Below are 15,220 nucleotides of genomic sequence, written 5' to 3'. Positions count from 1 at the left end.
CCCTCTCCCGGGGGGAGAGGGGACCATGGCAATCGCTTCTCGAACAACTTCTTAGCTCAGGCCCAGTGCCGCGGCGTCGCGGTCGGAGAGTTGGCCGCCGTCGGAGCGTTCCTTGACCGTGCCGTCACGCTTCCACGAGCGTTCGCAGCGCGGCTCGTTCGACAGGTCTTCGACGGAAGTACGGTCGCTGCCCGAAGAGAACCGGCTCACGCCGCAGAGGTCGGCGAGGTCTTCGGATGCGAAAGCCGACCAATCGCCGGAAACGATTAAGCCCAGGTCGAGCGGGTTGTCCACATCGTTGGTCTGACGAAAGTCTTCCATCGCCTTGAGCCAAACATCACGCTCGGCCATGGCTTGGGCCCAACGCGGATCGGCCATGACACTGCTGGCGTCGGACGCCTCGGGCAGCAGCTGGAGATGCACACAATCGTCATCGCCCTTGCCGGGCAGCGCCCGCCAGGCTTCGTCAGCCGTGTGTGGCAAGACCGGGGCGAGCATCTGGCACAACGCCTCGGCAAGTTTGAAGCAGGCGGTCTGCGAACGCAGGCGGCGCGGGCTGTCCGCAGCGTCGCAGTACAGCCGGTCCTTCACCGCGGTGAGGTAGACCGCGCTGAGCGTGTCGTTGCAGAAGTTGAAGATCGCTTCGGTGGCCTTGCGGTAGGCGAAGCCCTCATAGGCTGCACGCACCGTTTGGATCAACTTGCCGAGCTCACCCATCGCCCAGGCGTCGAGGCTGGCTGCGTCGGCTTCGGTGAAGGCGTGAGCATTGGCGGGATCGAAACCATCGAGGTTCGACAGCAGGAAACGCAGCGTGTTGCGCACCTTGCGGTATTCCTCACCGGCGAGCTTGAAGAAGCTTTCATCAACCTTGATGTCATTGTCGGTGTTTTGGCCGCTGACCCACCATCGCAGAACATCCGCGCCGTGATTTTTCATCAGGTCATCGATCGTGTCGCCCTGCGACTTCGAATATTTACGGCCGTTTTTATCGACCATGAAGCCGTGGGTGAGCACGGTCTTGAACGGGGACTGGCCGGTGACCGCGAGGGCGGGAAGCAGCGAGTGCTGGAACCAGCCGCGGTGTTGGTCGCTGCCTTCGAGGTAGAGGTCGGCCGGGTAGGCGTCGCCGGACTGCTTGTCACGCCAGCCTTCGCGGAGCACCGCGTTCCAGGACGATCCCGATTCAAACCAAACGTCGAAGGTGTCTTTGCCTTTGGTCAGCGTGGACTTGTCCAGGCCGTCTTCGTCGTAGTGCACGAGCAGGTCGGCGGGCTCCATGTAGAACCACGCATCGCTGCCCTTCTCGGCGAAGACTTTGGCGACGGCGCGGACGCTGTCGGGGTTGAGCAGCGGCGAGCCGTCGGCTTTGAAGAACGCAGGGATCGGTAATCCCCAGGACCGCTGGCGGCTGATGCACCAGTCGGGGCGGGATTCGAGCATGCCGCGCATGCGGTTGCGGCCCCAGTCGGGGAGGAAGTCGACATCGGATGCGGTTTGCGCCAGAGCTGCGTCGCGCATCGAGGTACCAGACGCTTCGCTTTGCTCAGCGTCGGCGTTGACGGGTTTATCGACGCCGACGAACCACTGCTCGGTCGCGCGGAAGATGACGGGCTTCTTGCCGCGCCAGTCGTGCGGGTAGCTGTGCATGAACTTCTGGTCGTGGAACAGGTGGCCCGAGCCGCGGAGGTGTTCGACCACCTCGTCGTTGGCTTTCCAGATCGACTTGCCGACGAGCCATTCGGGCACGGTGTCGTCGTACGTGCCGTCCGGCAGCACGGGGCAATACACATCCAGCCCTTCACGGAGGCCGGTCTGGTAGTCCTCGGCCCCGTGGCCCGGCGCGGTGTGAACCAGGCCGGTGCCGTCTTCGAGGGTGACGTATTCGGCGTGGAAGACCTTGCCGACGCGGTCGATGAACGGGTGGGTGTATTCGACACCCAAGAGGTCTCGGCCGGGGAAGGTTTCCAGCGGCTCGGCCGAGTCGATCCCGCCGAGGGCCAAGACCTTCGTGGCGAGTTCGGTGGCGAGGACGACTTTGCGGTCGCCCGCTTGGTACAGGCCGTACTCGTAGCGCTCGTGCACCGCGACCGCGAGGTTGGCCGGCAGGGTCCACGGCGTGGTGGTCCAGATCATCAGCGACTGGTCTTTTTTGCCGACGCAGTCGAACTTCACAAACACCGACGTGTCTTCCCGGTCGTAGTACTCCAGCTCCGCCTCGGCGAGCGCGGTCTGGTTATCGATCGACCAGTGCACGGGCTTGAGGTCGCGGTAGACGACGCCCTTCTCGACCAGCCCGGCAAAGACTCCGAGCACGCCCGCTTCGTACTTCGGGGCCATGGTCAGGTACGGATCGTCGTAGTCGGCCATCGTCAACAGACGCTGCATCTGCTTGCTCTGGGTCTTGACGAATTTCTCCGCATACGACTGGCACTTCCGACGGATCTTAATGGGTTCCATCGTCTTGGCGGCGTCGCCGAGGTCTTGCATGACCTTGTGTTCGATGGGCAGGCCGTGGCAGTCCCAGCCGGGGGTGTAGGGCGTGTCGTAGCCGAGCATGGTCTTGCTGCGGACGACGAAGTCCTTGAGGCATTTGTTGAGCAGGTGCCCGAGGTGGATGTCGCCGTTGGCGTACGGCGGGCCGTCGTGGAAGACGAAGGGCTTGTCCTTGGGGGCCTGGTCACGGAGCTTCTGGTAGAGCCCGAGCTTGTCCCAGCGTTTCTGGCTGGCGGCCTCGTTCTGCACGAGGTTGGCCTTCATGGGGAAGGCGGTCTTGGGCAGGTTCAGCGTCTTTTTGTAGGAACGCTTTTCGGGTTGGGTGGTGGTGTCGGACATCGTGGGGAGGTCTGAGGAATGAGGGGCGAGGCGTGAGGTCGGGCGAGGCAATAAAAAACCCTGCCGGTGGGCAGGGCGGGTTGATTGCTGGAACGTGGGAGGACCGCCCTACCGGAGGTTGGGGATGCCAATAATAATTCGCGGATCGGGGCGGAGGGCGTTAGCCATGGGCGGGAGTATACCCGATCAGCGGTGCCGATCCGAGATGACGGGGCCCGACGAGGCGTGGACGGGGGCGTCCCAGGTCGCGGCGGCGGGTGCAGGGGCCTTGAACTCGGGCTCGATGCCCAGGCCTTCGCCGAGGGATTCGCCCCAGTCCTTGAGACGGTTGAGCTCGGCCAATTCGGAGGCGACGTTCACGTTGGAGCCTTCCAGATGCTTGTGCTGGAGGGTACCCAAGCCCAGGCCGCCGGGGGTGTCGACCAGCGGCGGGCCCGACTCGGCGGTGGCGATGTAGTGGCCGGTGGTGGCTTGAACCAGCCCCGCGTCGTTGGCGAAGCGGGCCAGGTGGATCTGGCCGATGGCGGTCCAGCGCGGCCGGGCGCCGGCGAGCACCTGAACCGTGCCGTCGGTCTTGATCTGGATGTCGTGGAACTCGTCGGGGAAGACGACGATCGGCTCGAGCCGGGGGCCGTTGGGCGAGCCCGCGACCAGCACACTGTCGGGGCTGATGTAGAGCTGCCCCGCCCGGCTGTAGGCCAGGCCATCCACGCCGTTGGCCGCGGGATCATCAAGGATGAGGTAGCCCGCCCCCTGGATCGCCACGTCGAGCCAACGCCCGGTCTTCACGGGTCGACCGGGGCTGGGGTCGCGGAGCATGACGGGCTGGAGCACGCCGTTGCGGCCGGAGACCTCACTCGAAGCGGTTTCAAAGATCGGGCGGATCGCGCGGTAGCCGGGCGTCTGGGCGTGGGCGAGGTTGTTCAGGACCACGTCGTAGGCCTCGTAAACCCCGTCCAGCGTCTGCTGGTAGGTCTCACGCTGAGACTCCATGGATCGCTCGTCGGAGTGGGCGAAGCGTGCCGACGCGGCGGCCGCCCCCTGCGGCTCCCCGCAGCCGGTAAGGCCCAACATCCCGATCATCATCACACCAGTCAGGCCAACGCCCAAGGTTTTCATCGTCGCATCCTTACAACACCAGAAATCACCGATCCGTGCTTGAAGTGCAACATATTATCGGCCAGTCCCCCTTCTGGCCTGCACTCGGGCAAACAATATTCACCACCCGCCGATCCGCTCCATGTTCCGATATCGGCATCCCCGTCTGCCGGGCCGCAACCTTCGCTGGCCGCCAAGCTTCGGCAGATCGCCAAACTTTTCACGCGGTCTAGGGGGTTTGGTCGAAAATTTGGTGGGCAACCTGGAATCCTCAACCGATTGTCCGATAACTCCGCTATGATTCAGAAAGCCTGTGACGCCATTCAAGGAAGATGCGCATCATGCACCAGACCCTGAAACTCACCATCACCGCCGTCGGCGAGCCGGATTCGATCTTCCTGGTTCCCTGCGAGCCGATCACGCTCCACGAGTCCGAGATCGACGACGGCCAGGAATCGACCGAAGCCGAAGCCCCGGCCGAGACGGGCTCCGCGTTCCTCGATGCCGCCGACGCCCTCGCCACGCCCGAGGTGATGATCCTCGCCGATGAGCCCCCCCTGCCGGCCTCGCATCGGCGCCGCGCGTCCTGATCCTCCAGCCCATCCTCAATCCCGCGTCCACCCGCGATCTCCACGCGGCCCGCTATACTCTTGACCGCTCCGGTCAGAGCCTGATCCACACCCCGGTCGTGGATCCCCATGTTCAACAACCTGTCTGACAAATTCGAAGGCGCGCTGCGTAAGCTCAGCGGCAAAGGCAAGATCTCCGAGTCCAACGTCCGCGAGGCGATGGAAGAAGTCCGCGAGGCTCTGCTCGAGGCGGATGTCCACTATGAGGTGGCCGAGTCGTTCTGCGGCAACGTGTTGAACAAGGCCGTGGGCGCCGAAGTCCTCGACGCGGTCGAGCCCGGCCAGCAGATGATCAAGATCGTCAACGACGAGCTGATCGAACTACTCGGCGGCGAACGCTCGGTCGACCCCGAAACCGGCCAGATCATCGCCCCCGAACACATCATGTACGTCGAGCCCGGCCCGACCGTGCTCATGATGTCGGGCCTCCAGGGCTCGGGCAAAACCACCACCTGCGGCAAGCTCGCAGGCTACCTCAAGAAAAAAGGCAAGAGCGTCATGCTCTGCGCCGCCGACCTCCAACGCCCCGCCGCGGTGACCCAGCTCCAAGTGCTCACCGAACAGGTCGAGGCCGAGGTCGAAGGCACCGGCAGCGTGCAGTTCTACGGCGAGCCCGACAAGGTCGCGGCCTACGGCGAGGCCGTCGGCGTGGCGGTCGACGTCTGCCGCAACGCGCTCAAGGCCGCCAAGCGTGAAAAGGTCGATGTGCTGATCCTCGACACCGCCGGGCGTCTGCACATCGATGAAGACTTGATGGGCGAGCTCCGCCGGGTCAATGCCGCGGTCATGCCGCACCAGATCTTCCTGGTCATCGACGCCATGACCGGCCAGGACGCGGTCAACTCCGCCAAGGCCTTCAACGACCAGCTCGAGCTCGACGGCGTCATCCTCACCAAGTTCGACTCCGACACCCGCGGCGGCGCCGCCCTCTCGGTCAAGTCCGTCACCGGCAAGCCCATCCGCTTCATCGGCGTCGGCGAAAAACTCGACAACCTCGAAGAGTTCCACGCCGACCGCATCGCGTCCCGCATCCTGGGCATGGGCGACATCGTCTCGCTCGTCGAAAAAGCCCAAGAGCAGGTCAGCGAAGAAGAAGCGATGGCCCTCCAGGAAAAGATGGCCAAGGGCCAGCTCACCATGGAGGACTTCCTCAAGCAGCTCAAGCAGCTCCGCCGGATGGGCAGCATGAAGTCCCTGCTGGGCATGCTCCCGGGTGTGGGCAAGGCCCTCAAAGACATCGACCTGGATGACAAGCAGATCGACCGCACCGAAGCCATCATCAACTCGATGACCAAGGCCGAGCGCAAAGACGTCAAGCTGCTGGACAACTCCCGCCGCCGCCGCATCTCCCGCGGCTCGGGCACGGATCAGAAGGACGTCAGCCAACTGGTCAAGGGCTTCGACATGATCAGCGGCATGTCCAAGCAGATGGCCGGCATGGGCGCGATGAACCGCCTCAGCGCTATGAAGAACATGGCCGCCGCCGGTGGCCCTCCCGGCATGGGTGGCATGCCCGGACTCCCAGGCCGTAAAGGTTCGTCCAAAGCCCAGCAGAAGAACAACAAGTTCAAGCAGCGGAAACGCAAAAAGAGATAACACTCCGGGATGGCCAGAAAAACCGTCATGCCGATCGTCGACAACTCCGTCACGGCTCGTGGGAAGGCCTGTGGCCGGTGTCGGAAACCTACCGGGTACGTCAAGACCTGGGATTGTCCGCACTGCGGGAGTGATCTGCGACAAGCAGGCGTATCGCGACGGCAGCCCATCTATGGGAGTTTTGGCAAATACTGGCGGCACCTCCGTACTCACGGCGTTCGGCGGGTGGATAGCTCAGTCTGTGGAAACTGTGGCTATGGCATCCATCCCGAACAAGGGTTCCAATGCCCCGAATGCCATGCTGACCTCCGCGAAGTCGGGGTGTGGGCGAATCAGGGATTGAGCCGGAAGGATCGCGCCTTCTTTGGCCTCACCCTATTTGTCGTGGCATGGACAGCACTTTCTGTCTTGTTGCAGCCCGCAAAAACCTACATCTCAGCAGATTGGTGCGGCCGAATTGCCTTCTGGGCAGCAGTTCTGCTTGTCATCATGTTCTGTTTCTGGTCTCACCCTAAGCCACCCTCCAAGGTGAAATGAGACAGACGTTACAATCTCCCGCGCCTATGGCGGAGAAACCGACCATCACGACCACCCATCTCCTGCGTTTCACCGGCGAGGACCGGCCCGGTCTCACCGCCGAGCTGTCCGACGCCCTCGCCCAACTCGGCGCGACGGTGTTGGACATCAACCAGGCCGTGATCCACCAGTCGCTGCTGCTGGGCATGATGGTCCGCCTGCCCGACGATCTGGTCTGCGACGAGGCGAAGACCAAGAAAACCCTCAAGGCGATCCGCAAGGTCGCCAAGCACCACGACCTCAAGCTCAAAGCCAAGCCCATCGCCGACGCGAACTACGACCACTGGGTCGGCCGGCAGGGCAAGCCCCGGCACATCCTCACGCTGCTCACCCGAAGCCTCACCGCCGAGCAGCTCGCTGCGGTGACCTCGGTGATCGCAGCGCAAGGCCTGAACATCGACGTGATCCACCGTCTCTCGGGTCGACCGCCCCGCCCCGGCAGCGAGGCCGACACCGGCCAACCCCGTCGCGCCTGCATCGAGTTCTGGCTACGGGGCGAGCTGCGCGATGCCGATGCGATGCACGGCCATTTCATGCAGCTCGGCAGCGACCTGTCGCTGGACATCGCATGGCAGAAAGACGACGTGTACCGGCGGTCGCGTCGCATGGTCGTGTTCGACATGGACTCGACGCTGATCCAGGCCGAGGTCATCGACGAGCTGGCCAAGGAGGCTGGCGCGGGCGATCAGGTCGCCGCCATCACCGAGGCCGCGATGCGGGGCGAGCTCGATTTCGACGCCTCGCTCCGTCAGCGTGCCGCCACGCTCGCCGGCCTACCCGAGTCGACCATGCAGACCGTGGCCGAGCGTCTCGTGCTCACCGAGGGCTGCGAGACGTTGCTCGCCAACCTCAAGGCGTTTGGCTACAAGACCGCGGTCCTCTCGGGCGGGTTCACCTACTTCGGCCGACACCTCCAGCAGAAGCTCGGCCTCGACCACGTCCACGCCAACGAACTCGAAATCGTCGACGGCAAGCTCACCGGCAACGTCCTGGGCACCATCGTCAACGGCCCACGCAAGGCCGAGCTGCTCGGCGAACTCGCCGCCACCGAAGGCATCAACGAGCAGCAAGTCGTCGCGGTGGGCGACGGGGCCAACGACCTGCCCATGCTCAACCGGGCTGGCCTGGGCATCGCCTTCCACGCCAAGCCGATCGTCCGGGAACAGGCCGAGCAGTCCGTCTCGACGCTCGGCCTCGACGCGGTGCTCTACCTCCTGGGCGTCCGTGACCGCCAAAGGACCGCCCAAACCGACTGAACCGGCCCCAGCCGATGAACCGATAAGGCGTGTATGAACGCAGCCCCGCCCGATCCGGCCGCCCCCACCAACCCCGAATCCGCCGCCGCGCCCGTCGCCGACGACAGCCAGCGTGATCGCGTCCTCAACGAGCCGGTGTTCATCGTCGGCCCGCTCCGCTCGGGCACCACCCTGCTGCGTCTGCTCATCGACCACCACCCCCAGGCCTACATCTTTGGCGAGTTCGAGGGCTGCGTCTCCGAAGCCGTCGGCGACAACTGGCCGGACATAGCGAGCTACCACGAGTTCGCCAAGACCGACCGGATGATGTTGCTCAACGGCTTCGAGGTCGACCCGTCACTCGACTACCCCGCGCTGATGCACAGCTTCATCGCCCAGGCCTACGACCGCGGCGGCCAGCTGCCCGTGCTCGGCGGCACCATCCACAGCCGGATGGACCTGCTGCCCAAGCTCTGGCCCAACGCCAAGTTCATCCACACGCTACGTGACCCGCGCGACGTCGCCCGCTCGTGCATCGGCATGGGCTGGGCCAGCAACGTCCACGGCGGGGCCGACTACTGGATCCGCCCCGAAGAACACTGGGACAAGCTCTGCTCGCAGGTGAAGCCCGAACAGACGCTGGATGTCAAATACGAAGACCTCGTCCGCGAACCCGAGGCCGAGCTGACCCGCGTCTGCGAGTTCCTCGGCCTCACCTACGACCCGGCCATGCTCGCGCTGGATGTGGACACGACCTACTCCCGCCCCGACCCCAAGCTCGCCGAGCAGTGGCGCACCAAGCAGTCGCCCCGCGAACGCCAGCTTGTCGAGTACCAATGCCTCGACCTCATGAAAGCCCGCGGCTACGAGTTGTCCGATGGCGAGCCGACGCCGCCCGGCGCCTTCGAGAAGCTCCGCCTCAATCTGGGCAACCGCTGGGGACGCGTGACGTTCAACAGCAAACGCTGGGGCGTCTCGAACTGGCTGCAATACGCCGTCGCCCAACGCACCGGCCCCAAGTCCTGGGAAGCCGCGGTCCGCAAGCGAATCGACGAGATTCAAAACAGCCACATGCGCTGAATTCCGCAGCAAACCCCACAACCCCGGCAACCCACGCCGACGCTGAGCCCCAATCCGGGGCGAAGCGTCTGGTATACTTCCCGCATGCTCGCTGCCGCCACCAACCTCGCCAGCGTCCCCGTTAGCTGAGGGGACGACCCCCTCTTCTCCGCCCCGCCTCGACGTCACCGAAGCGGGACACCCCACCCATTGCCCTAGCCCTATGCCCCTGCGCCGCCCCGCGCATCGTTATCCGAGCCTCGCCATGAGCAACGCCACCGCCGCCCACGACCTGCCTTCCAAATATGTCCCCGCCGATGTCGAATCGTCGATCACCGAACGCTGGATCGCTGCCAAAGCCTTTCAAGCCTCGGCCGAGGACGCGGGCGATCCGTACGCCATCGCGATTCCCCCGCCGAACGTCACCGCCGCGCTGCACCTGGGCCACGCCCTGAACAACACGCTGCAGGACGTGCTCACCCGGGCTGCGCGCATGAAAGGACACAACGCCGTCTGGCTCCCCGGCACCGACCACGCGGGCATCGCCACCCAGTCCGTCGTCGACAAACGTCTCCTAGCCACCGGCCAAAAGGCCCTCAAAGAGTACAAGCTCGACGAGGCCGAGGGCCAAGGCGGCCGCGACGCGTTCATCGAAAAGGTCCAGGACTGGAAAGACGAATACGAAGCCCGCATCACCCAACAGCTCAAAGACATGGGCTGCTCCTGCGACTGGGACCGCCAAGCCTTCACCATGGACGAGCCGCGGGCCAAGGCTGTGCGCGAAGCGTACTTCCAGCTCTTCAAGGACGGCCTGATCTACCGCGGCAAACGCCTGGTGAACTGGGACCCCGTGACCCAGACCGCTCTGGCCGACGACGAAGTCGAGATGGAAGACATCGATGGCAACTTCTATTACATGAAGTATCCCATCGTCCGCCCCAAGCCGGAGGCTGCGGAGCGCAGCGACAAAGCCCCGGATCCCGCCAACCCCGACCTCTGGGAAGAGACCGGCGACTTCGCCACCGTCGCCACCACCCGCCCCGAGACCATGCTCGGCGACACCGCCGTGGCCGTGAACCCCGACGACAAGTCCCGCGCCCAATACATCGGCCAGTTCGTGAAGCTGCCCATCGTCGACCGCGTGATCCCCATCATCGGCGACGACTACGTGGTCATCCCCGTCTCCGACGCCGACGCTGAGGCCGCCGAAGCGTCTGGTACCCCGGTCGACAGCAAAGCCAAGATGGCATCCGGCTTCCTCAAAGTCACCCCCGCCCACGACCCCAACGACTACGACATCGGCCAGCGCCACGACCTGCCCATCATCAACGTGATGGCCCCCGATGCATCGATCTCGATTAACCACGGCTGGCCGGCCGAGGAAAACCCCGACGCCAACGACACCCTCCAGCCCTTCGTCGGCCTGTCCCGCGAAGACGCCCGCAAGGCCATCGTGCGCTGGTTCAAAGACCAAGACCTGATGCAGGAGGTCAAGCCCTACCGCCACGCCGTGGGCCACAGCTACCGTAGCCACGTGCCGGTCGAGCCGTACTACTCCGACCAGTGGTACCTCAAGGTGACGGATGACAAGCTCAAGGGCGCCGCCCTCCGCGCGATGGACAAGTCGCAGCGTCAGCCCAGCGAAGACGAGGCCTTTGAATCCAAGGCCCACGCCGAAGCAACGGGCCTGAAGTTCACCCCCGAACGCTACGCCAAGACGTTCCAGACCTGGCACGAAAACATTCGTGACTGGTGTATCTCACGTCAGTTGTGGTGGGGACACCGGATTCCGGTTTGGAGCCGCGCACAAACGCTCAAGGTGAAACTCAAGCCTGGCGAGACAGCAAATGCCGAGGTCGGAAAGATTACCAACGCACTTCTAGCCGAAAGCGATTCTAAATATGTACGCCTCGGCGCTGCACATAGAAGAGTCTCCACTGTATTAGCAAAGTCGGGGTCGTCTCAGATTGAAGATTTTGTTTGCGTACCCGCATCGCTAGATTCTGCAGAAGAAACAATTCTTGTTGAGCTGTTGCAAGAACGCGGCTTCGTCCAAGACCCCGACGTCCTCGACACTTGGTTCTCCTCGGCCCTCTGGCCGATGTCGACGCTCGGCTGGCCGGAGAAGACGCCGGACCTCGAGCTGTGGAACCCCACGTCCGTGCTCTGCACCGCGCGGGAGATCATCACGTTGTGGGTCTCGCGGATGGTGATGTTCAACCTGTACTTCCTCGATCAGCTGCCGTTCAAGGACGTGTTCATTCACGCGATGATCCAGGACGGCCACGGCCAGAAGATGTCCAAGTCGCTGGGCAACGGCGTCGACCCGATCGACATCATCCACTCCCACGGCAGCGACGCGATGCGCTACACGCTCACCGCCATGACCACCCAGACCCAGGACGTCCGCTTGCCCGTCGACACCATCGACCCGCACACCGGCGAAACCTTCACCCCCAAGTTCATCACCGGCCCCGGCGGCTACAAGGTCGCTGCCCCGGAACAAGAACACAACGGCAAGAAGATGGTCTCGTCCTACGGTATCGCTTCGGGTACCGCCGAGCCGACCGACGACACGCCCGCGGCCCGCAACACGTCGGAAAAATTCGACGTGGGTCAGCGTTTCTCGACCAAGCTGTGGAACGCCACACGGTTTGCATTGGGCAACCTCGCCGAGGCCGAGCCGGACGCGGTGGGCGTGCGGATGAGCGTGGCCGACCGTTGGATCTTGTCGCGCACCGTGCGAGCGGTGGAATCGGCCGACAAGCACCTGGCCGGTTACGACTTCCACAACTACGCCAACGGGCTGTATCAGTTTGTGTGGAACGAGGTGTGCGACTGGTACATCGAGGCGGTGAAGCCGATCATCACCAAGCCCGAGGGGGCGCGGAGTCGGCAGGTGTTGGCGACGGTGTTGGATGTGTCGTTGCGTCTGCTGCACCCCGTGATGCCGTTCGTGACCGAGCGGCTGTGGGAGGCGCTCAGCGCCGTGTGCCCGAAGCGTGGCGTGGAAGGCCTCGATCCCAACGAGAACGACCTGCTCGTGACGGCCGACTGGCCGGTGGCGGACCGGGCGCTGATCGACCTGGACGCCGAGCAACGGTTCGGCCGAATCCAGGAAGTGGTCGGCATGATCCGCGAGGTACGCAACGGCGCGAAGGTCTCGCCGAAAGAGACGCTGGACTTCTCGGTGAAGGTCGGCGAAGACGTGGCCGGGACGATCCGAGAGGGGCTTTCGCTCATGAGCGCGATGACCAACACGAACATCGTGGGCGTCGGCCCCGACACGGTGAAACCCGAGAACGCCGCGGTGGTCACCGCCCCGGTGGGCGAGGGCTACCTGCACATCGAGATCGACAACGATGCGGAAAGCGAACGCCTGACCAAGCGCAAAGAAGAACTCGAGAAATCGATCAAGACCCTGGATGGCCGGCTGAGCAACGAGAAGTACACCAGCAAAGCGCCTGCCCACCTCGTGCAACAAACCCGCGACCAACGGGCCGACGCCGCCGCGGAACTGGAGCGGGTGGTCGAGCAGCTAACAGCGCTGGGTTGAGTTTCGGTACGGGGTGCAGGGGCAGCGCCCCTGCCGCTCGCCGCGCAGGCGATCCGCTCTCCCAATGACCGGATCGATATGATTGCCCTATGCCCCGCTTCAAGGACCAAGCCATCTGCATCCGCGACCTGGACTGGTCGGAGTCCAGCCAGGTGGTGGTGCTGCTGACCGAGACGCGTGGCAAGGTGCGGGGATTGGCCAAGGGCAGCAAACGGCAATCCCCGTCGAGCATCCAGCGGTTTTCCGGCGGGATTGAATTGCTCACCGCGGGCCAAGTGATCGCGACCTCTCGCCCCAGCAGTGAGCTGGCGTCCATCACCGAATGGGACCTGCAGCAGGACCACTTCGCGCTGCGACGTGACCTGCGGGCGCAGCGGGTGGCGATGTATGCGGCGGACCTGTGCCATGCGATGTTGGCGGACCTGGATCCGCACCCGGAGTCGTTCAGGTTGTTGCGGGATTTGTTGGTTGCGCTTTGTGGGGGGGACAGCATGCGGGCTGAAGCCCGCACGCCGGGGGTGGAGGGGGCGCTGCTTCGGTTTCAGTGGGGGTTGCTGGCGGACTGCGGGTACAAGCCGGAGCTGACGCGGGATGTACGGCGAGATGAGGAACTCGCAACAGTGAAGACCTACACATTCGATCCCGTCGCGGGCGGGCTGACCAGCGACAAAGGGATCGCCGACTGGCGGGTGCGGAGCGAGACCGTCGAAGCGTTGCGGGCCGTGGCGGAAGAAGGCGAACTCTCGGGGTTTGAGCCCGCGACGCTCGAACGGGCGAATCGGCTGCTGTGCGTGTACGCCCGGACGATCCTCGACAAGGAGTTGCCGACTATGGGTGTGGTGCTGGGCGGGGCTGCCAAGTAGGTCCGTGGGACGTCAGGCTACCGGCGTCGGCGGTTGCGGGGGTGCTGTCTCGGACTAAAATGTTAGAGAATCGTGTGTTTCATGAATCCTGAGTCCGCGCCAATCCCGGTTGTGTTTCGCGATGCCGATTCAGCTTGGTCGTCGTGAAGAGCGGTCAGAGATGGAAAGCTATGAGTGAAGATGCCTGGTGGCTGCGAATCGGCAGCCGGTCCCACTGTCCGGAATGCGGCGCAGCGGTGGGACAGCTAACCCAACCCCGCTGCCCCGCGTGTGGCGTGGCGTTGGAAAAGGTTTCGTTTGTCGGGCTGCCTTATTTGTGGAAGCTCAACGCGACTAACCTGTTATGCATCTGGCTTCCGTATGCTGTGCTGGTGCCCGCGATCTATCTGAACCGCACTTCGCCCGATGGCCTGGAGACGCGAGTGATGGATTGCGTGCTGGCGATAAGTTGGCTGGTCGCCCCGGTGCTCGGGCTCGTAACCACCCCGTGGCGGGGGCAGTACTGCGACGCGGGTCGATTCCGCGGCAGGCTCCGCTGCGTCAGCTTGCTGGCCGCCCCGCTGATGGGCTTGGCTTTGGTCACCGTGATGGGTCGCCCCATGTAAAACGAACCCGGGGCAGCAAAAGCAAGCCATTCAACTAGCCATCGAGCAGTTCTTCGATGCACCGTCCGATGGTGGTTCCACCCCGTTCTGCGTTGGCGAGATGGTGAGCCATGTGGGCGTGGAGGCATTTGACGGTATCGAAGTTGGCGATGCCCGCGATGCCCCACGCAAAACTCTTAGCCAACGATGGCGAAGCCTCCACGGCAGCGCGGTCTTCCTCGGTCAGCATCGCCCAACGGGTGTCACGATATTCCGCGTGGTCGGCGTGGTAGGCGGCGCGGAGCTCGGCATCCTCCGCCAAGCGCTTTTCCAAACGCCCGACGGTGTTGAGCCGTTCGAGCTCGGACATCGCGTGGAGCAACTGGGGATCGGTCAGATAGTAGATCGTGGGGAAGGGCTCAACGTGGTCGGGGAATCGACGCAGCGGGTAGACGATGTCGTATTGATCGAGGGAGATGTCGCGGGACATGGGGAGAAGGCATGCGGGCTGAAGCCCGCACGCCGCGTAGGGGAAGACCGGATTCAGGACGGCTCGACGCGTTGGATGTAGAACATCGAGTCGGCGGCGCGGGGGCCGACCATGTGCCAGGACAGCGGAAAATCGGGGTTCTTCTTGGCGTAGGTGTCGAAGATGGATTGGCCCCAGGCGTACTGCTGTTCGATGTTTTTCTCGACCCGGCGGGAGTCGGTGTTGGGGATGAACTTCTTTTGGGCGTAGGACCAGTTGGGGTCGAGGCGGATAAGCAGGTGGCCTTCGTCCCACTCGATGGGGTAGCCGTGGACGTAGCCTTCGCCGGTGCCGGGGGTGTGGTACCAGTAGCAGACGAACTTGTCTTTGTCGGCGGTGGAGGTGTCGTTGGTGCCGCCCTTGAGCAATCGGGCGTGAGAGACCCGGACGGGCACGGTGCCCCATTTTTTCTTGGCGATCCAGGCCTGACGATCGGTCACGTCGTAGAGGCCGACGTGGGCGTAGTCCACGCGGATGCTGCTGGTGCAATACGACTTGTTAATCGAGCGGTCGGTGGCCACGGGTGGGTACTTCTGGGGATTCGCGTTGAATCGGGTGAACGGCCGCATCCTAGGCACGGTGGTCCGCCGGCGTCCGTGGGCGGGTGGCATGGGCGACGATTCGAAACGCTGGCCCAAGGCAGCTATCTTACTGACCGATGCA

The 15,220-nt window shown here is 64.0% G+C and carries 11 protein-coding genes; 7 read left to right on the top strand and 4 right to left on the bottom strand.

Annotated features, from left to right (window positions below; genetic code table 11):
- Positions 1 to 51: 51 nt before the first annotated feature.
- Entirely contained in the window at positions 52 to 2,832 is a 2,781-nt protein-coding gene (gene ileS / locus HNQ40_RS08905) for an isoleucine--tRNA ligase (RefSeq protein WP_184677494.1), read from the bottom strand.
- A 186-nt stretch (positions 2,833 to 3,018) separates the two neighbouring features.
- Entirely contained in the window at positions 3,019 to 3,951 is a 933-nt protein-coding gene (locus tag HNQ40_RS08900; protein WP_184677493.1) for a flagellar hook-basal body protein, read from the bottom strand.
- 320 nt (positions 3,952 to 4,271) lie between these two features.
- On the opposite strand from HNQ40_RS08900, the gene HNQ40_RS08895 reads away from it, so the two are divergent.
- The 7 genes from HNQ40_RS08895 to HNQ40_RS08865 all read left to right on the top strand — a co-directional run bounded on the left by HNQ40_RS08895 (position 4,272) and on the right by HNQ40_RS08865 (position 14,049).
- Complete coding sequence (locus tag HNQ40_RS08895) at positions 4,272 to 4,520, top strand: hypothetical protein (protein WP_184677492.1); 249 nt, start codon at positions 4,272 to 4,274, stop codon at positions 4,518 to 4,520.
- A gap of 108 nt (positions 4,521 to 4,628) precedes the next feature.
- Entirely contained in the window at positions 4,629 to 6,155 is a 1,527-nt protein-coding gene (ffh, locus tag HNQ40_RS08890; protein WP_184677491.1) for a signal recognition particle protein, read from the top strand.
- A 563-nt stretch (positions 6,156 to 6,718) separates the two neighbouring features.
- Entirely contained in the window at positions 6,719 to 7,987 is a 1,269-nt protein-coding gene (serB, locus tag HNQ40_RS08885) for a phosphoserine phosphatase SerB (RefSeq protein ID WP_184677490.1), read from the top strand.
- A 33-nt stretch (positions 7,988 to 8,020) separates the two neighbouring features.
- On the top strand, positions 8,021 to 9,046 hold the full coding sequence (locus HNQ40_RS08880) for a sulfotransferase family protein (protein ID WP_184677489.1): 1,026 nt from the start codon (positions 8,021 to 8,023) through the stop codon (positions 9,044 to 9,046).
- 244 nt (positions 9,047 to 9,290) lie between these two features.
- Positions 9,291 to 12,581 carry a valine--tRNA ligase gene (locus HNQ40_RS08875; protein WP_184677488.1) on the top strand — a complete coding sequence of 1,097 codons (3,291 nt, stop codon included), beginning with the start codon at positions 9,291 to 9,293 and terminating at the stop codon, positions 12,579 to 12,581.
- Positions 12,582 to 12,670: 89 nt separating this feature from the next.
- Positions 12,671 to 13,444, top strand: a complete 774-nt coding sequence (gene recO / locus HNQ40_RS08870; protein WP_184677487.1) for a DNA repair protein RecO — start codon at positions 12,671 to 12,673, stop codon at positions 13,442 to 13,444.
- A 170-nt stretch (positions 13,445 to 13,614) separates the two neighbouring features.
- Positions 13,615 to 14,049 (top strand): hypothetical protein, encoded by a 435-nt coding sequence (locus tag HNQ40_RS08865; RefSeq protein ID WP_184677486.1) that lies wholly within the window; start codon positions 13,615 to 13,617, stop codon positions 14,047 to 14,049.
- Positions 14,050 to 14,083: 34 nt separating this feature from the next.
- On the opposite strand, the gene HNQ40_RS08860 is transcribed toward HNQ40_RS08865, so the two are convergent.
- Together HNQ40_RS08860 and HNQ40_RS08855 are read right to left on the bottom strand one after the other, a co-directional pair.
- Complete coding sequence (locus tag HNQ40_RS08860; protein WP_184677485.1) at positions 14,084 to 14,518, bottom strand: DUF501 domain-containing protein; 435 nt, start codon at positions 14,516 to 14,518, stop codon at positions 14,084 to 14,086.
- 53 nt (positions 14,519 to 14,571) lie between these two features.
- Positions 14,572 to 15,168: a hypothetical protein gene (locus HNQ40_RS08855; RefSeq protein WP_221435442.1), complete on the bottom strand. Its 597-nt coding sequence runs from the start codon at positions 15,166 to 15,168 to the stop codon at positions 14,572 to 14,574.
- Positions 15,169 to 15,220 lie beyond the last annotated feature (52 nt).

This window comes from Algisphaera agarilytica (assembly GCF_014207595.1).
Classification (GTDB): Bacteria; Planctomycetota; Phycisphaerae; order Phycisphaerales; family Phycisphaeraceae; genus Algisphaera; species Algisphaera agarilytica.
The sequence above is the reverse complement of the archived record's forward strand: the minus strand, read 5'-3'. Positions and strand labels throughout refer to the sequence as shown.